The 24,738-nt window shown below is 56.8% G+C and carries 20 protein-coding genes; 8 read left to right on the top strand and 12 right to left on the bottom strand.

The genetic code is table 11. The features are described from left to right. Positions 1-304: 304 nt before the first annotated feature. The gene (locus tag BGIM_RS50090; RefSeq protein WP_157368931.1) at positions 305-1,186 is read left to right on the top strand and encodes a DNA-methyltransferase; all 882 of its coding nucleotides are present in this window, start codon (positions 305-307) and stop codon (positions 1,184-1,186) included. Between the two features lies 1 nt (position 1,187). Here BGIM_RS50090 and BGIM_RS57375 read toward each other — a convergent pair whose 3' ends face one another. Further along, on the bottom strand, positions 1,188-2,285 hold the full coding sequence (locus tag BGIM_RS57375) for a DUF262 domain-containing protein (RefSeq protein WP_157368929.1): 1,098 nt from the start codon (positions 2,283-2,285) through the stop codon (positions 1,188-1,190). A gap of 992 nt (positions 2,286-3,277) precedes the next feature. On the opposite strand from BGIM_RS57375, the gene BGIM_RS62815 reads away from it, so the two are divergent. Together BGIM_RS62815 and BGIM_RS0112585 are read left to right on the top strand one after the other, a co-directional pair. Next, a complete protein-coding gene (locus BGIM_RS62815; protein ID WP_020470124.1) occupies positions 3,278-3,451 on the top strand; it encodes a hypothetical protein in 174 nt (57 codons plus the stop codon). A gap of 163 nt (positions 3,452-3,614) precedes the next feature. Further along, the gene (locus BGIM_RS0112585; RefSeq protein WP_029629990.1) at positions 3,615-4,847 is read left to right on the top strand and encodes a PQQ-binding-like beta-propeller repeat protein; all 1,233 of its coding nucleotides are present in this window, start codon (positions 3,615-3,617) and stop codon (positions 4,845-4,847) included. Positions 4,848-4,982: 135 nt separating this feature from the next. Here the strand turns inward: BGIM_RS0112585 and BGIM_RS0112575 are convergent, their stop codons facing one another. After that, positions 4,983-7,658 carry an ABC transporter substrate-binding protein gene (locus BGIM_RS0112575; protein ID WP_020470122.1) on the bottom strand — a complete coding sequence of 892 codons (2,676 nt, stop codon included), beginning with the start codon at positions 7,656-7,658 and terminating at the stop codon, positions 4,983-4,985. A gap of 195 nt (positions 7,659-7,853) precedes the next feature. On the opposite strand from BGIM_RS0112575, the gene BGIM_RS0112570 reads away from it, so the two are divergent. Continuing rightward, positions 7,854-8,165: a hypothetical protein gene (locus BGIM_RS0112570; RefSeq protein ID WP_020470121.1), complete on the top strand. Its 312-nt coding sequence runs from the start codon at positions 7,854-7,856 to the stop codon at positions 8,163-8,165. Positions 8,166-8,316: 151 nt separating this feature from the next. Then, positions 8,317-13,761, top strand: coding sequence for a protein kinase domain-containing protein (locus BGIM_RS57370; RefSeq protein ID WP_020470120.1), 5,445 nt, complete (start codon positions 8,317-8,319; stop codon positions 13,759-13,761). 24 nt (positions 13,762-13,785) lie between these two features. Here BGIM_RS57370 and BGIM_RS0112560 read toward each other — a convergent pair whose 3' ends face one another. Further along, positions 13,786-15,222, bottom strand: a complete 1,437-nt coding sequence (locus BGIM_RS0112560; protein WP_020470119.1) for an amidohydrolase family protein — start codon at positions 15,220-15,222, stop codon at positions 13,786-13,788. Between the two features lie 316 nt (positions 15,223-15,538). On the opposite strand from BGIM_RS0112560, the gene ung reads away from it, so the two are divergent. Continuing rightward, entirely contained in the window at positions 15,539-16,201 is a 663-nt protein-coding gene (gene ung / locus BGIM_RS0112550; protein WP_020470118.1) for a uracil-DNA glycosylase, read from the top strand. Between the two features lie 13 nt (positions 16,202-16,214). On the opposite strand, the gene BGIM_RS0112545 is transcribed toward ung, so the two are convergent. From BGIM_RS0112545 to BGIM_RS0112515, 7 genes are all read right to left on the bottom strand, one after another. Continuing rightward, a complete protein-coding gene (locus BGIM_RS0112545) occupies positions 16,215-16,538 on the bottom strand; it encodes a DUF721 domain-containing protein (RefSeq protein WP_020470117.1) in 324 nt (107 codons plus the stop codon). A gap of 16 nt (positions 16,539-16,554) precedes the next feature. Beyond that, complete coding sequence (locus tag BGIM_RS0112540; RefSeq protein WP_020470116.1) at positions 16,555-16,788, bottom strand: hypothetical protein; 234 nt, start codon at positions 16,786-16,788, stop codon at positions 16,555-16,557. 42 nt (positions 16,789-16,830) lie between these two features. Further along, positions 16,831-17,943, bottom strand: a complete 1,113-nt coding sequence (gene dnaN, locus BGIM_RS0112535; protein WP_157368927.1) for a DNA polymerase III subunit beta — start codon at positions 17,941-17,943, stop codon at positions 16,831-16,833. 535 nt (positions 17,944-18,478) lie between these two features. Next, complete coding sequence (locus BGIM_RS0112530; protein WP_020470114.1) at positions 18,479-19,444, bottom strand: DnaA/Hda family protein; 966 nt, start codon at positions 19,442-19,444, stop codon at positions 18,479-18,481. Positions 19,445-19,535: 91 nt separating this feature from the next. Further along, entirely contained in the window at positions 19,536-20,645 is a 1,110-nt protein-coding gene (locus BGIM_RS0112525; RefSeq protein ID WP_020470113.1) for a cysteine desulfurase family protein, read from the bottom strand. 63 nt (positions 20,646-20,708) lie between these two features. Further along, positions 20,709-21,236 carry a hypothetical protein gene (locus BGIM_RS0112520; protein WP_020470112.1) on the bottom strand — a complete coding sequence of 176 codons (528 nt, stop codon included), beginning with the start codon at positions 21,234-21,236 and terminating at the stop codon, positions 20,709-20,711. Between the two features lie 121 nt (positions 21,237-21,357). Continuing rightward, the gene (locus BGIM_RS0112515; RefSeq protein ID WP_020470111.1) at positions 21,358-21,882 is read right to left on the bottom strand and encodes a hypothetical protein; all 525 of its coding nucleotides are present in this window, start codon (positions 21,880-21,882) and stop codon (positions 21,358-21,360) included. Positions 21,883-22,330: 448 nt separating this feature from the next. Here BGIM_RS0112515 and BGIM_RS62810 point away from each other — a divergent pair, with 448 nt between their 5' ends. Both BGIM_RS62810 and BGIM_RS0112505 read left to right on the top strand, forming a co-directional pair. Continuing rightward, complete coding sequence (locus BGIM_RS62810; RefSeq protein ID WP_020470110.1) at positions 22,331-22,498, top strand: hypothetical protein; 168 nt, start codon at positions 22,331-22,333, stop codon at positions 22,496-22,498. Positions 22,499-22,588: 90 nt separating this feature from the next. Further along, entirely contained in the window at positions 22,589-22,783 is a 195-nt protein-coding gene (locus BGIM_RS0112505; protein ID WP_020470109.1) for an addiction module protein, read from the top strand. Between the two features lie 106 nt (positions 22,784-22,889). On the opposite strand, the gene BGIM_RS0112500 is transcribed toward BGIM_RS0112505, so the two are convergent. Beyond that, positions 22,890-23,837, bottom strand: coding sequence for a WD40 repeat domain-containing protein (locus BGIM_RS0112500; protein ID WP_202947255.1), 948 nt, complete (start codon positions 23,835-23,837; stop codon positions 22,890-22,892). Between the two features lie 553 nt (positions 23,838-24,390). Then, on the bottom strand, positions 24,391-24,738 hold a 348-nt coding region (locus tag BGIM_RS0112490; RefSeq protein ID WP_029629987.1), incomplete at its 5' end, for a transposase.

Raw genomic sequence — 24,738 nt, 5'->3', positions numbered from 1 at the left:
CTCTAGGATTTCAGGCCAATTTTGTGTTGCGTGGCCTCAAAAAAATCATACTTTTTTCTTCCAAAAACAAGCTCAGCGTCAGCTTTCAGGGCTTGGGGCGACATTTGCCGAATTTCGCCTCTATTGTAGCTATTACTCGTCTAGCGATGATTTGGGCAAGCAGATTGACAACACAAGCGGGATCGATGGTGTCAGTTGTGCCATTCAGAAGATGTGCCGCGTGGACTCCCGCTTCAAGATGTGCATCGCGCCGACCTCAAATTGCAGTTAGAGTAGTGGTGTGGTAATGCGTTGCGGGGAGGATATGACGCCATCGAATTCGGTAACGGTCAAGACTGGACTGTTCCCTCCCTTTATGACAGGACGCCATCCGATCTCCGACGCCCCTTGGCGGATCTTTTGCGGTGATGCCGTATTGGCACTAAAGGAAATGGGCCGGAATCGATACGCGGCAGTCATTACCTCACCTCCATATTTTTGGCTTCGCGATTATGGCGTGGTCGGGCAACTTGGTCGAGAACCGAAGATTGATCTGTATGTGCGGAATATTGCTGATGTGATGGACGAGGTGAAGCGAGTTCTTCGCCCGAGCGGATTATTATTCCTTAACTTGGGTGACACTTATTATTCAGGGAAGGGGCGTCCCCAAGGCCGTGACCGAAAACATCCGGGCCGGCGACACCATGAACTTCGGGCAGTGGATGCCAGTGGCTTGGGTGTGCCCAAAAAGACCCTTCTCGGCATGCCTTGGCGCGTGGCTTTGGCAATGATCGACCGAGGGTGGATCCTCCGCTCAGCGGTGATTTGGCGGCGAACATATGCCACCCCTGAACCGAGTGCCAAAGACCGACCGTGGCGAACACATGAGCAAGTTTTTATATTCGCCAAAAGCCGCGTCTACAATTTTGATCGCCGACCGTTGCGAAAGGCAGGCGAGGAGGATGTTTGGTGTATCCCGTCACATTCCCGTTCCGGCCGGCATCATCCGGCGGTGTTTCCACCAGAATTGGTGGAGAGATGCCTAGATGTATCAGGGGTGAAAAAGAAGCAGGTCGTTCTTGATCCGTTTGCAGGCAGCGGCACAGTCTTGAGAGTGGCGACGGCTCGGGGATTGGCGGCCGATGGAATCGATCTTAGTGAACCGTTTTGCCGCCAGATGGTGAACGAGTTGATGGATTCAGAATGACTTATGGCTTCTTTTTGCTTCGTCGGGCTTTTGGCTGTTCTGGTTCGCCAATGAGAAGCGGTGCAATCACATCAGCACGGTCCACCCTCGCGTACTTATCATTGGTTGCTTTGGTCGCCGCCTTCATGTACCGAAGGACTTCAGCTGGGACATTTCGTGCCCCGCCAACTTCTTCATCGTGGTTGGTTTGGTAGAGTTGGTCGACAGCAGCGTAAAACTCGTTGAGTCGCATTCCGGCGTTCGTCGGATCCAATTTTACCTTGCCCATGCGAACCACGTAACAGACTTCAACGAGCAATGTAAACAAGTCTGTTTTCTTCCACACCCTACATTTGGGAGGAAACTTGCAATCATCAACAAATCTGAAGGCCGTCTCAAGCTGGCTTCGTACATCTTCGTTTTCGGGAAAGCTGTCGTTAAAACGGCCAAGGTAATCGACAAGTAGTTCTTCGCGACGAAAATAGCCAGCCAAAAGAGTTGTGACCAGCGTGAGGCAGAAAGTAAGATCGCCCATTCGCTTCCAGTCGGTTGCTGAAAATATCCGGTGCGTTTTGAAAAACTGGTGTCCGGCCAATTCTTCGCAGAATGACCGAAATTCCCCCGTGAAAAGAGCATTGAACCGTTCAGTGGCTTTTAGGGCGTAATCTGTAGAGTTGATCCGGTTGAAAATATCAGCCACCGTTTTGGCGTCCACGTCACGCAAATCACGGACCGCCACCGGATAACTGAGAAAACGCTTTTGCTCGTCTGGCCCCAGTTCTGCGTATGGCTTTACTTTCTCGTAGGTGATGTCATCGGAACCATCGAGATATTCCCGCAGAGTCGAAAGACGTTGCTGACCATCCACTAAATGGTCCACTCGCTTCCGCGTCGCCGGATCGGTATGTCCCGTGACAATAAAGATTTCTGGGAAAGGCAGGCCAAGGGACACGGTTTCCAAGAAATGATCTTTGACGGCGGGAGTCCACACGGTGCGTCGCTGGAAGGGAGGTCTCAAAATCAATCTTCCCTCTTCAATATCGCGGACGAGGTCGTTGACATGTTTGGAAGTCGTGATTGGGGGTATCATTTGGGTTAATTCCTTCTGGATCGTACGCACTCATCGACTGCAATTTGCTGATAAGCCGCCAATCGCAACCAATTTTTGTAAACACGAGCCGAGGCCCGACGATTACCGTATCGCCGATCTCTGCTCAACCGGTCAAAGAACTGTACCCATGCATCAGTCCGCTCAAACCGCCTGCTTCTCGGCATCCCCCGAGGATCTACCCAGCCTCGAAACAACATCGACCGAAAGCTCTCGGCTTCGGGAGACGCTCGAAAAGCCGAATTGCCACGAGAATGTGCAAAAACGTCATCCCAAAGTTGATCGAACAACTCGGTTGAAACAACAGCAATATCGAGGTCTGAATCAGCACGGACAATGCTATATCGGGGACGGGACTTCTCGGGTTTGTCCTTCAAACTAAATCCTATTCGGCACGAACCAACCAGCACAACCTCAACTGGTTGCACACCGAAATGCACTGCGACCATGTGGCGGAGATCAAAATATTCCTTGGTCGTGAGTGCGGCAGGCGATCCAGTCAGGATGTGCTTGTGGACTATTTCCTCCGACGGGCGATCAAAATCAGCTTGAAATTCCCGCAGTCTTGATTTGTAGTCGGCCTCGCTGAGTTCCATCAGGCACCGTATGGCAAAGACGCTCGGGTTGACATAATACGCTGTGGTCAGCACAATTTTGCGAGTATGCAAAGAATGATCGTGTGCCGGATTTTACGGCATCAAATGGCATTCTCTTCATCCGTTTTGAATTTTTCGCGGTCAGAGTGCCAGTGTAGACACTGAATGCAACGACGCCAGAGGGCCTAGACAACTTTGACATCGACCGTCCCGCAAAGTTTTTGTTGGGCAAGATGAAGCCGACCATTTGATAACCTTTCCGGCAAAGACATATGGACCGGCGGCACCGTTGACGCTCTCCTCGCCGTCGCCGGCTTCACCAGTTTCGATTCGGCCCCGGCCTCGATTTCGGACATCCGCACGGAATGGTCAAGCCCGACAAGCGACTACGCCACCCGAATCAGCCACTTGAACGGCCCGACCGGCGGCTTGAACGGGACAACGTTCCTAACCGGGAATGTGTTCAACGATACCGGCGCCAAGGACTCCCTCACCGGCGGCGCCGGGCAAGACTGGTTCATCCTCAGCATCCCGGACATCTTGAAAGACCCGGTGACTGGCGAAGTGACGACGACGATTTGAAAAGCATCCTCGTTATCTTCTTGGCGAACCGATGCCCTTGCGGCCTTTGGTTCGCCGAGAGATCGCTTCATCCCACTCCGTCATCTTTTCGCGTGACATCTTCGCCCCATCTGCGATAATCGCCTCACATGGATCGCCCGCGACCAACACTCCCGTGAATCACATGACAACCCGCCGGATCGCACTTTTCACCCTGCTAATCTCCGCCGTTTCCGTGTCGGCCGCCGACTGGACCCGATTCCGGGGGCCGAATGGTTTCGGCATCGCGGACGAAACCGGCATCCCCACCGCCCTCGACGCGAAGAGTCTCGCGTGGAAGGTCGAGATTCCCGGCCGGGGCATTTCCTCCCCGGTGATTTCCAAGGGGCTGATCTTCCTGCAAACCGCCTCCGACGACGGCGGCCAGCGGTCGCTCATTGCCCTTGACGAAAAGACCGGGGCCGTGAAGTGGAAACAAGACATCACTGGCCACACGGCCAAGACACACGCCAAGAACAGCCTGGCTTCCTCCACTCCCGCCGCCGATGGCGAACGGGTGTATGCGGTATTCTGGGACGGCGGCAAGATCAGCCTCGGGGCGTGGGACTACACGGGCAAACCGCTCTGGTCGAAGGATCTCGGCAAATATGAAAGCCAGCACGGGCCGGGACTTTCCCCGATGGTGTACGGCAATCTCGTGATCCTCAATATCGACCAGGACGGGCAGGCCGAGCTGGTGGCTTATGATGTCAAAACCGGCGATGTGAAATGGCAGAAAAGCCGGACACCCTTCCGGGCCAGTTATGCGACCCCGTTCCTGACAGAAACCAAATCGAAGACAGAATTGATCGTCTCCAGCACGGCCGGAATCACCAGTTACGACCCGAAGAACGGGAACGCCAACTGGAACTGGAAATGGGTGTTCACCTCGAAGATGCCATTGCGAAACGTCGGCGGGTCGCTGCTGCACAACGGCATGATCTTCGCCGTCACCGGGGACGGCGGCGGGGACCGGCACATGGTCGCCGTGAAGGCCGACGGCACCTCCCAAAAGCCGGTATGGGAAAAGAAAAAGGGGACGCCCTATGTGCCGATGATGCTTGCCAAGGGAGACTGGCTATTTTGGATCACGGACAAGGAAAACGTCGCCGTGTGCGTGGAAGCCAAGACCGGCCGGGAAGTGTGGAGCGAACGCCTCGGCGGCAGCGGACAGGTGTATGCCTCCCCGTTGATGGTGGGGGACACAATTTACTCGGTGAATGAAAACGGCATGGTGTTCGTGTTCAAGGCGGCCGGGAAGTTCGACCTGATCTCCAAGAACGACCTCGGCGAAGAAGTGCTGGCCTCCCCGGCCGTGGCCAACGGCCATTTGTTCATCCGCGGGGACAAGCATCTGTTTTGTTACGGGACGAAGTGACGGATTGATGGAATGACCAATTTCGCCCCGTTGAGCTTGTGAATTTTCCAGATTACCGTGTGGCCGTGTCGGCGATGGACATGGAAGGAGACATCGCCGACACGGCCCAAACCGCCGCCTGATCAACACTGAAAACTACTTCAACCTCCAAAACTCGGCCCCCGTGAAGATCACATTCGGGTCCAGATGATCCGGCGTCAGTGTCTCGCGCGGGCTTTCAAACGCCAGTTCCAATTCCCGATGCACGCCCACGAAGCGGTCTAACTGCCAGAGGGGAATGAACGGAACCCGCTGGTTCACTTGGGTGTGCGCGTCCCACGTTAGTTCCCGCACGTGGTTGTTGAAATCGCGGTAAGAGCGGATATCGTCGAGGCACTTCTTCAGGCGGCGGTCGGCCTCCGTCGGATAGGTGCCGCTGGCCAGATAGCCGAGGTAGTTGCGGCCATTGCGGCCGGCCGCGTCCGGGTCGAGCAGGCCGGAAAGGGAGTATAGCTCGTCGCGGTAGTCGAAGGTGGTCAGGGCCAGATCGTAATCGTGTTCAAGCATCACCTTTTCGCGGAAACGCTCCGGCGTCATCGGAATCACGTCAATGGTCAGGGCAGGGCGGTCACCGCCGGCGGCTTTCTCAATCTGGCCTTTGATGATCTGGCACACTTGGCCGTTTTTCGGGTCATCGTTCACGAAGCAGAGGCGCAGCGAATTTACCCGCTGTTTCAATTGCCCCTCTGCAAGCAGGCCGCCGGCTCCCGGCTTGAACAATGGAACCTCTCTCGCGCTCAACGGGGTGGCCCAGCTTTTCACCGGGAACGGGCCGGCGAGGGGTTGATGCGACTTGTCGTCGGCGATGCGGAACAGATCCCGCAGGATGGCGTCCCGGTTGATGGCCGCCGAGAGGCCCTGTCGGAATTTCTCGTTCTGAAGCGTCGGCTGACGGTGATTAATCGCCAGCAAATGGATGCGTCGGTTGTTCGGCATCGGATACACCCGCACGGTGTCCTTGATGGCCTCCTCGGTGCGGAATCGGCTCACCATGTCCAGCGGCAGGTCGGGGTAAAGGTGCAGTTGCCCGGCCGTCACGTCCGTGGTGACCGTCGATTGATTGGGGACGAAAAAGCGAATCTCCCGAATCGATGGCAGGCCGAACTTCCCCTCCCGCTGGCTGTAATACGGGTTCACGCGAAAGACCGCGCATTCCCGGTCGGTTCCGGCCTCGCGTTCGCGGCCCTCATAGCGGTACGGCCCCGTGCCGAAGGGCTTGCGGGCGAAACCGTCGTCGTCCGCGTTCTTGCCGAGTTCTTGAAGATACCGGGCGGGGATGATCTTAAACGTCGCCCGGCTCAGGGGTTCCAGCACACCTTGTTCGTAAGTCAGCCGGAGCCGGAAGGGGTCGTCGATGCGGTCAATCTCGCGGAAGATTTCCAAGCCGTCCGCCCCCCAACGATGGCGATAACCGGCCTCTCCCTCGCGGGCGGGCTTGCGATTGAGCATCAGCGTCGCCCGGACATCGGTGGCATCAAGAACTTCGCCGCCATCGTTCCCGAATCGGACATTTTTGGGAAGCACAAACGACCGGGCCAGCGGCGTCACCATCGGCAGAGCCTCGGCCAATTGCGGGCGATAGCGAATCATCTCCGGATCCGGGATGGCCTGCACCAAACTCTCGAACATCAATTCGACGGCCCATTTCTCGCTGTCGAGCGTGGCCGCCGCCGGGGACATCCGCTCCGGCAACCGGGCAACCCCGACATATAACACCTTTCCCCGCAATCGATTACGCACTTCCGCAATGCCGGGCAAATCCGGGTCAAACGTCTCGGCCTGCCGGAGTTTTCCCAAGGCGGCCGCCGACTGTTTGCCGTTGTCGAGGTCTTTGGCCTGGTTCACCAACATCGTCGCCCGGTCCCGCAAACGACGTTTCGAGACGGTGACGAGATCCTGATCCTTCAACCCCGGCAAACGTTCATAGGCCAGCAAGGATTCGCGGAGTCGAAGCAAGTCCGCGTCGGTCGGGGATTTGATGCCTCGCTCGGTTCGCAGCAATTGCAGCCGATACACATCTCGCAAAACATCGTTGTTCTCCGGGTTTTTGTTCAGGAGTCTCAGGCCCAGTTCATCGGCCTTGTCGAATTCTTCCTGCTTGATGAGCGCCTGAAAGCGGTCCCGTTGGTATTTCAGCAAGCGGTCCCGCAGTTTCTTTTCGACCTCTCCCCATTCCTTGCCAACCCGCTTGTTGTTGTTCACCGCGAGAATATGGAACCGCAATCCGCAGGCGGCCGCCTTGGCCGCGTAGTCGAACTGGTCGGCCTTGGTCATCTTCCCGACCGGCTCGGATTTGACGAAGTCGTCCGCCCGCTCCAAAATAATCAGCTCGTAGGGTGTGTACTTGAAGCCCGATCCCGTGGCAAGTTTCTTCTCGGTGCCCACGGAAAGCGACCGGTCCAGAATCTTCACCGTTATTTCACTCTCGGGAAATTCCCGATTTGGCAGCAATTCGATCTTCCAAACCGTGCCCCCGGCGAACTCGCCGACGAGCCGGTCATAAGGGATGGCGATGCCCTTCAAAAAGTCTTTTGCGGCCACAAAAGGGGCTTTTACAGCCTCTTTTGCGAGGCTTTCCACATCCAGATCCGGCCCGTCGGCCGGCGGGGGAACGTCCTTTTTCGCCGGTTCCACAACGGGAACGGGCACCACCGGCCGGGCCTTGGCGGCGGGTTCCTCTTCTTCCTCTTTGCGGGGAGGCTGCGCGACCGCCAAACCAAGGGAAACCAGCGAAAAGGCGAGCAAACCGAGACTCAAAAAGCGTGCGGCCATCGGTTCCTCCGCAGGGTCCGCGTGAGATGTGAGAAATAATTCATGAACGAGACTTATTGGCCCCGCGTGTGTTGATTATAACATGACCCGGCCCGATGGCGATTGGTTTCGCCTTGGGGAACGGACCCACTTACCCCGGGTTCACCTCTCCGGTTACCGGGCAATGTTGCATCAACGAAACAGGAGTTTGCACAGATGATTCGTAAGTTCATGGCGGCCTCCCTGGCCGTGGTGTTGGCCGTCGGCTCGATCTTCGCCGAAGAAATCAAGGCCGTGTTCGTCAAGTCCGACGCGGACTCGATCACCGTCAAGATCGACGACAAGGAAAAGACCTACAAGATCGACACCGCCAAGAAGATCAAGATCAAGATCAAAGACGAAGAAAAGGAAGTGTCGGTCGTCGACACCCTGAAGCGCCGCAAGGAAGGCGACAAAGTCACCCTGACCGTCGAAGGCGAAAAGGTCGTCGGCGTGAAGGGCGAAGGCAAGAAGAAGAAGGCCGAGTAAATTTACTCGTCCGCCGCCATGAAATGCGACACCCATCAAGGACATCCTTGGTGGGTGTTTTTGTTTGACCACCTCTGTCGCAACCTCCTCTTTTTGACTCCCTTTTGCCAAATCTCTTTGGTAGCATGTCTCGACCGGGGAGACTCGATCCATGAAGCCCAGTGACACCCTCGAACAGGCCGTGCAAAAATTTCTGACCGCGCGCACGGCCGATCCCAAACTGACACCGGAAGACTTTTGCCACGACGCCCCGCAATTATTGCCGGGGCTGATGCAAGTCTTGCAGGCCATCACTCTCAGCCGGGATGGAACCGCCACATTCATGCCGGTTTCCGCGAACGCAACACCCGCCCCGATTCCCGTGAAGCTGGGGGCATATGTGATTCAAAAACAACTTGGCGAAGGGGGAATGGGGACCGTTTATCTGGGGACGGACCCCCGACTTGACCGCGCGGTGGCGGTCAAGGTGATGCGGCCCGAGATTGCCGCCCAACCGCTGGCCCGCGCCCGCTTTTTGCGTGAAGCCAAGGCGATGGCGGCCGTCAAACATGAGCATGTCGCCACCATTTTCGCCGCCAGCGAGGAACCCGACGGAACGACCTGGCTGGCGATGGAACTGCTGGAAGGCGAAACCTTGGATGACGCGATCAAGGCGAGCCGGACCTTTGATTGGAAGTCGGTCGAGCGCATCGGCCGGGAGATCGCGTTGGGCTTGTCGGCGGCCCATGCGAAAAAGCTGATCCACCGCGACATTAAGCCGGCCAACATCTGGCTGGAGGCCCCGGAGGACAAAGTCAAATTGCTGGATTTCGGCCTGGCCCGCCAAGTGGAGGCTGATGCGGAAGTGACCGGCAGCGGCGCGCTCCTGGGCACACCCGCCTACATGGCCCCGGAACAGGCCAACGGCGAAACCATCGACCACCGATGCGATTTGTTCTCCCTTGGCGTATTGCTTTATCGACTGATCACGGGCAAGTCCCCGTTCATTGGCCCGACGGTGATGGCCACGCTGACCAACCTCGCCACAAAAGAACCAACTCCCATCACCAAGCTTCGTCCCGACTGCCCGGCCAGTCTGGCCGATCTGATTCATCGCCTGCTGGCCAAACAGCGCGACCATCGGCCCCCGACCGCCAAGGCTGTCGCCGATGAGTTGTTGAAACTGGAACGGGATGGCTCCCTCACGCTGGACGCTCCCGCGCCAATGGTTGAACTTATGCCCGTCGCCGATCCGTGGGCAAGCATTGACGGCGAACCCCTGGCGTCTTCCAAGTCAACAATCGCCGCCCGGCCTTCGCGAAAGGCCGATGCTTCCCCGCCGAGGACGGCAAATCGAAAATCATGGCTGATCTTCCTGCCATTGCTCCTGCTGCTTGCGGGCGGCGGCTACGTCATCATCCGGGTGACAAACAAAGACGGCACGACCACGGAATTAAAAGTTCCCGACCCGGCCAAAATCGAGTTGGTGGACGACAAAGGCAAAACGGTGGCTGTCATGCCACTGCCAAAAGAGGAATCCAAGACCCCGGCGCCCGTCGCCGACAAGGACAAGATCGATCATGCCGCCGAACGGAAGGCGGCCGAGCAATTGCTGGCCTTAAATGTGCGCGGAATCACTTTAGAAGGCCCTGAAGGGGTCTTCGCCCAAGTCGGCGCGGTCTATCCCGGCGCCAAGCTGCCAGACAAGCCGTTTTACATCACCAAGGCCTTGCTGACCGATTCGGGAGACGAAGCGCTGGCCCTCCTCCGGGACCGCCCGCGTCTCGACACGCTGACTTGTGACGCGAACACAAAGATCACGGATGCGGGCCTGAAAGGCTTGCGCGGCCTCGCCCGACTGGAAACTCTGTCCCTGCGGGAATGTCGCCAGATCGGCGACACGGGTTTGGAGGCGCTGGCCGCCTGTCCAAACTTGCGGGAACTCGACTTGGTTTTCACCGGCGTGACCGACGAGGGACTGAAACACACCCGGCATTGCCCGACGCTGCGGCGTCTCACGGCTCCCGGCGACATGACGACCACCGGGTTGGCCGAGGTCGTGAACAACTGCCACGAACTTCGACAACTGAGCGCCGTGGAATGCCCCAAGTGTTCGCTGTCGCCTTTGGAGAAACTTCCAAGACTTAGCACCGTGGATTGTCTTGGCAACCGCAACGATCCGGCCGACGCACGGGCCCTGCTGAAACAACCTTACTTGGCCGGCCTGACGGTCACCGATCCTTCGGCGGCATTTCTGGGAGAATTGTCGCCGCTGAACGACCGGCTTCGCTCCCTGCGAATCCGCCATCGCCAGGCCGGCGAGGGAACAACCGCCACATGGGAACCCGTGTTTCGCCTGACGGAACTGGAAGAACTCACCATTACGGGGTCATCAGACGTCGATGATGACTCGCTCACCCGGTTGGCCAAACTGCCCCGGCTGAAATCGCTCAACCTCGAACTTGTGGAGCCGGCCCATTCCAAGATCACCCCGGCCGGCGCCAGTGCGTTTCGCAACCGCCGGCCCGATGTCAATTTTTCCGTGCTGATGAATGGCAAAGCCCGAGAGTATCCCGCGCTGGCCAACTGGCCGGGCAAAAGCGAAGGAGACGGCAGGATCATGCCGTGGAACTTGCCAAAAGACTCCCCGCCCCCGGCCATTGTTCCCTTCACAGCCGAGGAGGCAAAGAAGCATCAGGAAGCATGGGCCAAACACATCGGGCAGCCTGTTGAAGTGGAGAACAAAATCGGCATGAAGTTTCGGCTGATCCCGCCGGGGGAGTTTGAGACAAACTTTCCGCTCATCAGAGGAACCGAAGATTCAGCAAGCGGGCCCAAAGCCCAAATCCGAATTACCAACCCTTTTTATCTTGGTTCAACCGAAGTCACATTCGCTCAATTCCAAAAATTTGCGGACGCGACAAACTACAAAACGGATATCGAACGAGGCATCGCGATCCTTGATGGAGGCGGGCAGACGTGGCGTCAACCCGGCTACGCCACTCGCCCTGAATTTCCCGTCGCCATGCTAAGCCTGGCCGATTGCCAAGCTTATTGTGATTGGCTCAACAGCCAGGAACCGGGGACAATCTATCGGCTGCCCACAGAAACCGAATGGGAATACGCGGCGAGAGCCGGGAGGGAAGGAGCGTGGGCGTTCGGAAAATCGAAAGAAGAAATAGAACCATACGCTTGGCTCAAAGAGACTTTGCCGACAAACACCAAATCTCCTCAGAATGTGAGAACGAAACGGCCCAATGACTTTGGATTGCATGATGTGATCGGAAACGTTCACGAGCAGTGCATTCGATCAGGACGCGATCAAATGACCGGAGCCGTCAACCCAGTTTTGGGAGGCCAGGTCATAAAGGGATTGGGATATCTTGAGTCATTTCGATATGGCTTGACCAATTGGTGGGAAGATGATGCCTCGGTTTGGCAGCATGTCGGTTTCCGTGTCCTGCGGCAGACGACGAAGGAACCGCTGGTTATTCGAAACCCTTACAAGGTATCCGACACACCGATCATGGTTCGCAAAGGGCAACCGCTCGGGCCACGATCCATGGTCAGCCGCCCGGCAACCGTTCCAAGCGTGCGAAGCTGGTCGATTGAACTCGCCGGTTTATGGTCATCAGGCCCCATAACGTGGCACCCCAAAGAGGATTTGATCGCTATTGCGGGGGGCGGTGGCGGTGTTTTCCTTGTGGATCGACAAGGTAATTTCAAACAAGCGGCTATCGGTATTGAAGGAAATATCTGTTCGATCGGATTTTCGCCAGATGGCAAGTGGCTTGCAGTCTGTGATCGCGTGGCCGGTGGCAAATTTGCGGGGACAGTTCGGCTCTTCGAGACAACCAACTACACATGTCGAATGTGTCTGGCGACACCGGCGATGGCTTGGGTGCACACTGTCGTTTTTTCCCCTGTAAAGCCGGAAATTGCTCTCCTTGGTGTGAATGGCTTTGTCGAGTTGATCGACTACCAAACCGGAGCGATGCGTCGACTGTCTTACGATGGGTCGGATGCCCGTATGGATTGGTCAGCCAATGGTGATCTGATCTGCGTCCGCAGTCAGAATAAAATCATTGTTCATAATCTGAAAACAAGGACACGAAGTGAGCCATTAGTTGTTCCGAAAGAGATTGAAGACAAAGGGTTGTCTGAAATATTCGACAGTTACAATAACAGCAAAACGGTTGCATATTCTCCCGACGGCCTCTGGTTGGCCGCCACCTCAAATGCCAAATTACATATCTGGAATGCAAAAAGCCTCGCGCACGTAAAAGCGATCGAATCAGCATCGGCCTTTTATCTTGTCTGGCATCCAGATAGCAAGAAGATCGCTATTTACAACCCCGGACAGCGGATTGAAGTCCTAGACATCGAAACAGGCAAGGCAATTCTCCGAACCGACCCCCAAGGGATAGCGGGCCTCGCATGGTCACCGAATGGAAAGCACTTGGCGGGCGTTTTATATGGATGGGGAACGCACCTCTTTGATATCGGAACTGGAAAACCGATGCGACTGGGACCCGACAAAGGGCACTTTGGCTCGCCAGAAGGTTATTTTTCGCAGGTTTCGAATAGGTGGATTTCAAAATCATCCGATTGGGATTTCAACCGAATTTTTGATGGTAACACAGGCGATTTGTTGGCCGAACCCAAGGCTCCTGTCGGAAAATTGATCGCCTCTGATCCGCGAGGTCAATGGCTAGCCTATGCCACCGGCGAGAATACGGCGACGATCATCCATGACAACGGCAAGAACATCCAATTGACCCTGCCGTCTCAAACGCATAGTTGGCAAGCCGATCCGACCGGCCAAAATTTGGCGGCATTATCCGGCCAGAAGATAATTGGTTGGAATGTCAATAACGGAAAATTAGCGTTCACTTTGGAACATGCCATCCCGGCAAATATCACTGAAACAAGGCTAGGATTCACATGGGCTCCAGACGGCAAGAAAATTGCCTCAACTATTGGAGATGCCGTGCATTTATGGGATGCGCAAACGGGAAAAAAGCTACGATCTTACGATCAATTTCCCCGGCCAATCTTCGGATCTTTTCGGGCGCCGCCATCATGGCAGGCAGATGACCGAGATATGTGGGTCCCACTCGGCAATTATGCGGCTAAATTCGACACCGAAACCGGCCGTCTTTCAAAGCCTATTAACCTCTCCAACGGCAATTTAGTCCGCTCGCTCGCGGCCGCTCCAGACGGCGAGCAATTGCTTAGTGCGGAAGAGTTTTCATGGAACTTTCTGGCGTCTCAAGACGGGAAACACCGATTGCTCGGTCAACACTTGAGCGAAACTCCGATATGGCATCCAGACGCCCGACGATTTATTGGCTCTTTCTATTCGAGAGTCAATGCCTTCGACACCCGTCGGAACCATCGTCTCGGCACCCTCTGGCCGCATCTCACCGACAACCACTGGCTTTGCGTCGGCCCGGACGGGCACTATCGCGGGTCCAAGGGAGTTGAGTCACAGATCATCTATGTGGCCCAACTGGAAGACGGCAGCAACCAGATTTTCACACCGGAGGAGTTCGCCAAGAAGTTTGGCTGGAAAAACGACCCGGCCAAAGCCCGGTTGATGAAACCGGATCCTTGACCGTTGGAGTGATTCGGCGAAACATCACCCCTTCGCCAGCACACCGATGCCGCTCTTGTCCGAGGCCAGTTTGGCCACACGGTCGATGTCGTAGAAACGGGTGGCTTCCATCAGCAGGCGGCTCTCGAACCACATATCCGCATCCACCAGCGGCATAAACAAGTCATACACATTGTCCACGCCGAGATAGACCGGAACACCGGCATCGAGCAGTTTGGGGACCGGGGCGATGGAATTGTGCAGCGGGGCCTGCATGTCCAGTTGCCTCATGCTGATGGCGGCCGAGGGGCAGCAGATCACGCTCACCCCGGCATCTTTCAACAGTTTGATAATCCGGTCCTGCTCCATCGCCGGTTTGGCGGCCAATGAGATGGCATGCACCGCCGAGACGCGGCCTTCCATGCCGTGTTCGATGGTTTTGCGGGCCAACATTTCCGTTTCGCTCTCGAACGGGTTGTTCTCTTGGTCCACGTGGACATCGAGCCGTTTGTTCTGCTCCTTGGCAATCCTCATGATGATGTCGATGTGCTTTTCCGGCGTGGGGCGATCTTTGGAGGGAAGCCCGCCAACGAGGTCGGCCATCGAACAGGCTTTCTCGAACTGCTCGCGGGATTCCTCGTCCAACACGCCTTGCAACGGTTGCACGCCGATCTCGAAGTGGATCTGGCTTTTGAACTTCTTCTTCACTTCCAGCGCGGCCTCGACGGCCAGCGTGCGAATGGTGCTGTCCGCGTCCACCAGCGTGCGGCAGTAAGTCACCTTCTGGTCGATCATCTTCTGCACGCCGCGGCCGATCCGCTCAATCAGGTCTTCCTTCGTGTAGTTTTCTTTTAAGTGCTTATACAACGCCCACTTCTTCTGCATGTCCACCATGCTGAGGCGAAGGTTTTCCAAGGAGATCAGGTACGCCTTGTCGAAGTGGGCATGGTAGTTGGCATAGCCGCCGTTCTCGGCGACCAGGCGTTGAAACTCGGCCTGCATGTCCCACGGGCGTTTCGTCTCGGACACCTTGTACTTGTAAAAGCCCTCGGCATCCTTCTTCACGATCTGTTCGATGGTCTGGATGGCGACATCCACATCCGTGATGAGCGGGATGCCGTTCTCGATGGCCAGCGAGCGAATCAGATTGCTGTCCGAAGACTCATCGTAACTGTTATCCCCGGTCAGCACGTTGATGATGAGATCAAGCCGATTCTCGCCGAGGAACGTCTTGATGTTCGGTTCGCGCTTGTCCGTGATCTTGTAGAGTTCGTGGTTGCCGATCCCTTTTTGGGCGAGATAGCGATAGGTGCCCGGCGTGGCGAACAGATCCACGTTGAGCTTGGCGAGACGCTGGAGGGCCGGGAACATGCGGTCCTTGTCCGCAAGTTTCCCGGCGGAGACCAGCACGGTCTTTTTGGACTTCTTGCCGATCAGCTTCATGTTGAAGCCAAGCAGTTCGACGGTATCCAGTTCGGACATGACGCCCCCGTGGTATGGAAGAGTTCCGGTTCGGCCTTCGGTAAGGGTTTACCCACCGGACAGGGGATGTCAAGAAATGAGGAAGTTGGAATGAGGAATTCGGAATGGAACAAGCGAACAATCCCCGAAACCATCAAAGCCTTCGTCAAAAATCTCAAGAGCCTCACTGCGTGAGCGGTGAGGGTTGTTTCAAACGGGTGAAACCCCCGCCGCTCACGCAGCAGGGCTCTTGTTGGTTTGGGAATATCTCCGGTTACACGATGAAACCCTTTGATAAACTATTCCACGCACACTTTCTCCCCCGGATGACTCACCCATGTTGCCCGACGCCTGGCAAACCGTCCTCGCGGACGAACTCAAAAAGCCCTATTGGAAGACGCTGCAAGACTTCGTTGCCGCCGAGCGGAATGAGCATGAAATCTACCCGCCGAACGACGAAGTGTTCACGGCTTTTGAGCTGACCCCGCCGGAAAAAGTGCGCGTACTGATCTTGGGGCAAGACCCGTATCCCAACAAAGGGCAGGGCCACGGGCTGAGTTTCTCCGTCAAGCCGGGTGTGGCGATCCCCGGATCGCTGAGAAACATGTACAAAGAACTTAACGACGATCTCGGCATCCCCCCGGCGAAGACGGGTTATCTGGTTCCGTGGGCCAAACAGGGGGTGATGATGCTCAACGCCGTCCTGACGGTGCGGGCCGGGGAAGCCAACTCGCACAAAAGCCAAGGCTGGGAAGTGTTTACGGACACGGTCATCCACGCGCTGAGCGAGAAAACCGACCCGGTGATCTTCGTGCTGTGGGGGGCCTACGCCCAAAAGAAGACCAAGCTGATCGACACCACCCGCCACGCGGTAATCCAATCAGCCCACCCCTCGCCCCTCTCCGCCAAAAACGGCTTCTTCGGCAGCAAGCCCTATTCCAAGATCAACGCCCAACTGACGGCATGGGGACAACCGGAGATTGACTGGCGGCTCGGGTGATCGCTAATTCGACTCACCAAGTCCCCGCCCGAAACCGGATGTCAGTGATGGGAACACCGGTCAGGATCTTGCGGAGTTGTTCGAGGATGCGCTTTTTGTGGAATTGAGTCAGTTCTTGAAGAAGCACGGCCCCTTTGACATCGACTTCGAGAATCTTCCGCTTGAGGCCGCCAAGACGGGTGTGCGGGGCATGTTGCGGGCCAACGACCTGTTCCCACGCCTGTTCCAGCCGAATGCGATCCTGCTGCCGCCCCCAACCCCGGGCGGCAAAGAGCCGACTGACGACTTCGCCGATCAGCTCCGGCCCTTTCTTCTCACTGGTGTTTTTGGGTGGCAAGCGGATTCCTCTCGTATCAACGCCCGCCAGCAATGGCAAGCAATTGTTCCTTCATCGCATCCGGCAGGGGAAGAACCAAAAACCGGGCGGCAGGATACAGGTAATCTTCCCCGGATTCATCAACCACCCGAAGGCATTTGGCTTCGTCGGCCTTCGCATCTGGAATCACGCGATACACTTTCCAAGCTTCCAAGTCTTCTTTCTCGGAAGCTTGTATGCAGACTGCGAAGGAATTTGATTCGGCATCCATGACCAAATTCTATCCGAAATCCTGTTCGCTTGCGTCAATCGCTTATACCAACGGCACCACCAGATACAAGTAGTCTTCCCCGTTGCGGAACACGGCTGATTTTTGGCCGTCCACCAAATCCAGTTGGATCACTTCGGCGCCGTCGAGGACGCGGAGGTATTCGGTCAGATAGGCGGGGTCGAAGCTGATGGTGATGGCCGGGCCGGGGAAGTCGGGAAGCTTCATCACCACTTTGGATTTTCCGGTGGTGGAGCCTTGGGCTTCCAAGGTCACTTTGCCGGGGGTGAAGGCGAAGGTGATGCGCTTGCTCTCATCGTCTGTCATGATCGCGGCCTGACGGACGGCCGAGAGGAATTCGCCGGTGATTACCGGGATGCGGGCGTTGTGCTTTTTGGGGATCACCGTGCGATAGGGGGGGAAGTTCCCCTCGACGAGGCGGCTGTAGATCACCGCTTTGTCGGTGCGGAAGATGGCATCGTTGGTTCGCAGCGTCACTTGCACGGGTTGCCCGGCATCGCCGTCGGCCAAAATTCGCTCCAACAATTGCATGGCCTTAATAGAGACGTTGTGCGATTGGGCCTTCAACTCCGTCATGTTCTGGGCAACGGATGGCAGGGTGGCGACAGCCAGCCGCTTGCCGTCGGTGGCGACCAGACGGGTCAGTTTCTCCTCCATGTCCCACAGAACGCCGCGCATGGCGTATTTGCCCTCGTCGCGGGCGGCGGCAAACACCGTGCGGCGAATCATTCGCTGGAGATCCCCGGCGGCCATCTCGAAATACTGGTCGTCGGTCTTTTCGGCAAAATCGGCAAAAGACGCCGGGTCTTCCACCGGCATCTCGTAATCGCTGGCCGACGTATGAACGTGCGTGCGTCGGGAATCGGAATCCAGTCGCACTTCGCTGTCGGACGTTTCCCGGAGGATGGAGATGAGCCGGGAGACCGGCCAGATGGCCTGACCCGGTTCTTCGATCAGCAAGCCCCTTAATTCGTACCGGATGCCCACATCGAGGTCGGTGGCCAACAGAGTGAGGCTATCGGCCTCGGCGATGGCCTTGATGCTCTGATACACCGGCATCGGCGTCCGGGAGGGAACGGCCGCACTGACGATCTGACAGGCATTTAACAGGCTGTCCCGCTGGCAAGTCACGATCATGTCACCGTTCTCCATTGCATGTGTTGTTTTCTTCCTCGAAGGGGTTTTGGGTTTCCCTCTTCTTTAAAGAAGAACAACATCTTTACATATCCAAAGTTGAAGTAGTTTAGTGTCGGCCTTTTCCGCTCAATTCTCAATGCTTCGGCAGCCGATCCCCAGTAATATCAGGCACTTACGATCAATTTAACCGATGGGGATAACTTGACGCGCACTTGGCGCGCCGTTGTTTCTCTTTGACGCGCACTTGATGGTCCTTTTTCGCGGTTACCCAAATCGACCGTTGCGCGCCACCCGAACGACACTCGCGCGCCAAGTGCGCGCCAAGTTATCCCCAGAAGTAAGATGTCTTGCCCGAAGTACCGTGCGCTCAGGCCAAAGGTAACCTAACCCCCCGTCCCCCTTCCCTAAGAAGGAAGGGGGAGCAAGTGGGCAAATATCGAAGCCCTTTGTTACCGTCATTTCGGGCGGTGACTGTCACTCTCTTGCTCCCCCTTCCTTCTTAGGGAAGGGGGACGGGGGGTTAGGTTGCCTTTGGCTAAACAGCCTTCCCCGCCGCCGCCAGCCATTCCCGCAAGCCCCCGTCGTTCGCCAGCTCATTGCGAACCTTTTCGACGCCATGCCGGACGGTGGTATGGTCCCGGTTGCCGAAATACGCCCCGATGTCCGCGAGGGATAGCCCGGCTTCGCGTGCCAGATACATCGCCAGTTGCCGGGGCCAAGCCACGTTTTTAAGGCGGGACGGCCCCAAAAGCATCTTCCGCGAGACGCTGAACTTTTGCTCGATTTTGGCTGTCAGCCGGTCGAGCAAGACGGGTTCGTCGGCCACGGGTTCCGTCAGCGCATCCAGCACCACCGGCAAGGTCAGTGTTCCGGGGGTAATTCTAGCCAGTGCTTCCAGCCGGGTAATGTCCCCGAGCATTGGCCGGAGGCCGCCGCCGTGCCGGGTTAGCCAGTCAAGGACTTCGGGGGCGACATGGAGCTTCCGCTCGTTGCATATCGCCGTCGCCACTCCCCGGCGACTGTCCACGCTGAGGGCCGGGATACCGACCACCAGTCCGCCGACCAGACGACTGCCCAACCGGGGCGACACCTTCCACTCGGCCGGGCCGGCGTTGGATGTGATGATGTTCGCCTTTCGCCGGGCCTGCCGATGATCGACGATATAGGCTAGTTCATCCGACGCGGCCGGGGGGAAATGTTGCAAGTCTTCGACGATCAGCAGATCGGCGTGCAGCAGTTCCCGCACTTGCGCCCGGCGTTCGACCGTGGGCAGCAACAATTCGCGTCCCAGTTCAGCGGCTGCTTCCGTGACGGCTGACTTTCCGCTTTTCGCGGTCAGTCGATCAACAAGGCGGTTCAACAGGTGCGTTTTGCCCGTGCCGGTGGCCCCGTGAAGCACGATCGGCACATGTCCGGAACCTCGCTGGATGCCGGCCGTCAGCCGCCGTAGCGCATGCCACGCAGGGCGATGTTCCGGCAGCATGTCAGCGGCGGCTTCCATGCCGTTGATTCTAAATCTCAGGCGCAACATCTGCTTTTGCAAGATGTTATCGGAACCTGGAAAGATCCGGGTTTTGGGTCGAGTGTGCCGATTATCGCGAACGGGTGGCCGCCGTGGCGATTTTCTCGGCCGCCGCGCGGATGTCCTCCTCTGTCAAACTCGGGCCAAAACTGAACCGCATCGCGCTATCCAGCACTGTCGCGGGAACACCCATCGCGCTCAAAACGGGGGAGGGGAGCAACGACCCGCTGGAACAGGCCGAGCCGGTGGAGCAAGCGATGCCCGCGAGATCCAGCATCATCAGAAGCAACTCGGCCCGGCACCCCGGAAAAGCGACGTTCAACACAAACGGCGACCCGTCCTCCGGGCTGTTGATAACGACCGGCGAAGCGAGTGTTTGCAATCGTTCCCGAAAGAGCGTTCGCAATCGGCCGACGTGTTCCCGGTTGACGGCCATTCTCTCCGTGGCCAGTTTCAAAGCGGTGGCCATTCCGACGGCCAGCATGACGCTTTCAGTTCCCGGTCGGCGGTTGTTTTGTTGATGGCCCCCGAAGAGTTGCGGAACCAGTTTCCCGGCTCGCTTCACAATCAGGCCGCCGATGCCCTTTGGCCCGCCGAACTTATGGGCGCTGAAACTGAGCGTGGTGACGCCGAGGTTGCGGAAGTCCACGGGAAACTTCCCAACCGCTTGGGCCGCATCGCAATGAAAGGGGACGTTACCCAATCCGGCCAATTCTCGCACGGGCTGTACGGAACCCGTCTCATGGTTGACCAGCATCACAACGGCCAGCCGGGTGTCCGGCCGTAATAACTCTCGGTAACGGTCGATTCTCACCACCCCGCGGGAATCAACAGAGACATATTCCACCGTGAATCCACGGGCCGCGAGTTGCCGCACCGGCTCGGCGACGCACGGATGTTCAATCGGGCTGGAAACCACATGCCCCGGCGGCGATCCGGCCAGCCCGAAGACGGCGAGGTTGTTCGCCTCCGTGGCCCCGCTGGTGAAGATCACTTCATCGGGGTGAGCCGAAAGCAAGCTGGCGATTTGTTCCCGCGCATCCCCCAAGGCCGCCCGCGCTTTGCGGCCGACTCCGTGGACACTGGAAGGATTGCCGAATTGCTCCAAGGCAAAAGGCCGCATCGCCTCCCACACTTCGGGAAGCATCGGTGTCGTCGCGTGGGAATCGAGGTAGATCACCGGGGCATTTTATCAGGAAGAGTCAGGCATCCGCGCGAACGAAGACTGAATAGAAGTGAGCCGTCATTTATCCTTCGTAAACTCCGGTTTCTCTCTCACCGGCAGTTGGAGTTTTTCGGGCATTTTCGGGAGAACCTTGTCCCAAATGAGCGGGTTCTGCAAGCCGACGCCATCCATGAATGTCCAAGTTTTGCCATCGTCGGGGGAGATGCCGAGAAGATAAGATTTGGATCGGACTGTTCCGGCCGGAACGGTCATCACCGTTTTCAGCGGGATCACGAAGAACGTGTTTTTGCCTTCGGTAAAGAATTCTCCCGGTTCGCCGACGGAGATTTCTTTGATGACAATCCCGTCCTCTTTCACTTTCTTCATGGCGGCCTCAATGAGGCTGATCGCCTTTTCCCGCCCGCCGGCGAATTCGACGGCCGCCGGGTAGGTGTGGTCGATCACTTTGGCGTAGTCGCCGGCTTTGGTGGCTTCCGCCAGGAGCGAGGCGAGTTTTTTCGCTTCGGCCGCGTTCGAGGTTTCGTCGGCCCGAAGATTCAAACTCCCGATGACGCACACGATGGCCACGACACAATAGCGGATCATGGATTGTCTTCCCATTAATTCCCGGTCAACAACGGCACCTGCGAGGGATAGGTGAGGGGGGCGATTATGACCGGGTGTTCCGATTGTGACAAGCCGAAAGAGCGGATGTGTGCGAACCGGATTAATCCTTCACAATTTCCGGTTTTTCGTTCTCAGGCAGTTTGAGTTTCTCGGGCATTTTCGGGAGAACCTTGTCCCGAATAGCCAGATTTTGCAAGCCGGAACCGTCCAAGAATGTCCAAGTTTTGCCATCGTCGGGCGAAATGCCGAGAAGGTATGATTTCGTCCGGATGATTCCCATGGGAAACGTCAGTTCCATTTTCGTCGGGATGATGACGAAGGTGTTTTTGCCTTCGGTGTAAAACTCCCCCGGATCGCCGGATGACGCGTTTTTGATTTCCAACCCTTGCGCTTTGATTGTCTTCATTGCCGTTTCAGTGTTGTTGATCGCCTTTTGGCGCCCCCCGAGCATTTCAACGACCGCCGGATAGGTGTGGTCAATCACCTTGGCATAGTCGCCTTTCTTGGTGGCCTCAATCATGGCGGCGGCCAGTTTTTTCACCTCGGCCGACTTCGGGGCCTCATCCGCCCGAACGTTCAGGCCGCCAATCAAACACACGATGACCACCGCACAATAACGCTTCATGGATTGTCTTTCTCTTTTGGACAAATGAAGAGGCTTGGTTACCTCGTTCACGCGAGCATGGTGACGGGGCGATTATGTCCCCGCGTCCGGATGGTGGCAAGCGAAAAGGGCGGAAATGGATGTCCATTCAGGAACGTTGACCAAGAGGTCAGAAATGCCGTGGGGCTGGTCATGAGGAGAGGTATGAATGATTATCTCCTCTCGCACACCCGAAGGCGATCCCAATCGCTGCCCGCTGTGTGGCCATCAATGTCGGATCGAACCGTCCTGCCTGACTCCCGACGCCCCGTGTCCGAGTTGCGGCCATTTGCTTTGGTTCACATCAGCCGATGCTTCAATCGCCAGACGGCCTCGAAATGCGACACCAGATAACCGTCCCAAACGTGTTCAGAACCCACCGAAGTTGCGGGAGCCTCGGATACAGGCAGATCGATTAATGCGGAGGCTCATGCGACGGGCAACAGGGCGATTTGGTCCGCCGGATCCGGAGATCGTCGTCACATTGTCCACGATTTTGGAGCCGAGGTTTGTTGAGCGTCTGTTGTCTCTGTTGTTCTTGGCCGACTCGTGGGATGAATTGTTGTCGGCATGGCAGGTGGAAATGAGCAAGGACTGACAACGGGCTTGGTTGTGGTTATTTGAATGAACTGAAAGCGATCAAGGAGGTATGATGCCGCCAACATTGGAATCATTGGGAATTACCCGAATGAGTCGCGACGAACGGGTGTCGCCGGTCCAAGCCATTTGGGACAGCATTGCCACGGACGCCAGCGAATCGCTGCTGACTGATACTCAACGGGCCGAACTGGACAAACGAATCGCGGAGGATGATGCAAATCCCGACGACGTCGTTTCTTGGGAGGAGGCCAAGCTTCGGATCCTGGCCCGGTTGAAATCATGAGTCTGACGCTGAACCTGCGTCCAGTCGCCGAAGAAGAACTTGCTCTTGCCGCGGAATGGTATGAGCAGAAACAAGTCGGACTGGATGGCGAATTCATCTTTTCCGGTCACTTATTGTCCGTTTTTTTGTCATCGGTCAGATCCCACAAAATGATGGTTTTGTCTTTGCTGCCCGAGGCCAGCGTTTTGCCGTCCGGGCTGTAAGCGATGACGGCCACCCCCTCGGTGTGGCCGTTGAGGGTGGCTCGTTCCTTGCCGGTGGCCACATCCCATAGCTTGATGCTCTTGTCATTGCTTGCCGAGGCGAGTGTCTTGCCATCGGGACTATAAGCCACGGAACGCACCCATTCTTTATGGCCCGTCAGGATGCCTCGCAGTTTGCCGGTTTGCGCGTCGTGCAGCCTGATGGTCTTGTCGCCGCTTGCCGAGGCGATGGTCTTGCCGTCCGGGCTGTAGGCCACAAAGAATACGGTGTCGGTTTGGTCGTTGAGGGTGGCCAGTTCTTTGCCGGTGGCCGTGTCCCAAAGCTTGATACTTTTGTCCGAACTTCCCGAAGCGAGCGTCTTGCCGTCCGGGCTGAAGACCACGAACCACACCCAATCTCGGTGCCTCAGCGTGGCCAGTTCTTTGCCCGTCGGGATGTCCCATAGTTTGATTGATCGGTCGCCGCTTCCGGAAGCGAGTGTTTTGCCGTCCGGGCTATAGGCCACGGAGTTTGCTTGCAAAGCGTGGCCCGCGAGAACGATCCGCATCTTGCCTGTCTGGACATCCCATAGCCTGATTTTTTCACCGCCCGAGGCGAGTGTCCGGCCATCCGGGCTGAAAGCCACGGAGTAAGCGTAGCTGGTGTGGCCTCGGAGCGTGGTCCGTACCTTGCCGGTTTGCGCGTCCCATAACTTGAGCGTCTGATCGAAACTGGCCGAGGCCAATGTTTTGCCATCCGGGCTAAACACCAAGGACGAAACCTCGTTGGTGTGATCCTTGAGGGTGTCGCGCAATCGGGGTTCTTGGCCCGACAATGACGACAGGCAGGCGCCGCACAAATATGCTGTCATCAAAAGTTGCCCGATTATTAGTTTCATTGCTCATCTCTCGCGGCGTTGGTGACAGTTTCGCAGTTACATAATTCAGGTACGTTGATTTTCTGGAAACGACGTATCCGTTTATTCTTGACAAGGCAAATTATAGTGAATTTATCTTTTTTGAAAATGGGCCAACAAAGTCCGGATTCCGCGAAGACAGGCCGGATTATGCCAAAATCATTTGGGCGCCTGGGTGTAATCACCGGGGAATTCGCGTGGGTGGTGTCCAGTTTTGGGCCGGAAAATGACCAGTTTTGGGCTGAAAACGAGAAAATAGTGGTCGAAAAGGGTGGTTTGGAGACCATTTTGAACACATTTTGGATCGGTTTTTCGCCAAAAGTCGTGATATTTTGAGTCGAAATCAGGTCTGAAATGGGCTTTAGAAAAACCCCAAAATGCGTTGAGGAGGAATGAGGGGCCAACCTCCGTAAATGTTGAGTCCTTGCGATCAACAACGCCCGTCAGGTAATCGTTGAACCACTGGAAGTCGCGGTACCCTCGCTGGCGCGTTTTGAAGTTGCGCTTTTTATCCGGCGGTGCGAAACTCGGCCGGGATGGCCTGCCGGAGTTTTCGTCGCAAACGCCGGATTCCGCCGGGTGTTTGCATGGCGCGGGCCAGGTATTCCAAGTCGGCCTGTTCGCTGTGGCGGCGGACCGCCAGGCAGAGGCCGTGGGTTCGCTGGTGTCGCCAGCGCTCTTTCTGCTTCGTCGTCAGGCCGGACTTGGCCAGTTGCCTCGCCCGATGCCACTCCAGCCACAGGAACGTCACCAGGACCAGCTCCAGCCATCCCTCCGTCGCCTCGAACCGGCGCAGGCGGCATTGGGCGAAGCCCAATGTGCTTTTCAACTCCTTGAAGAACAGTTCGATCTGCCA

It is taken from the genome of Zavarzinella formosa DSM 19928 (assembly GCF_000255705.1).
In the GTDB taxonomy this organism is placed as follows: Bacteria; Planctomycetota; Planctomycetia; order Gemmatales; family Gemmataceae; genus Zavarzinella; species Zavarzinella formosa.
This window is presented reverse-complemented; position numbering and strand designations above follow the sequence as displayed.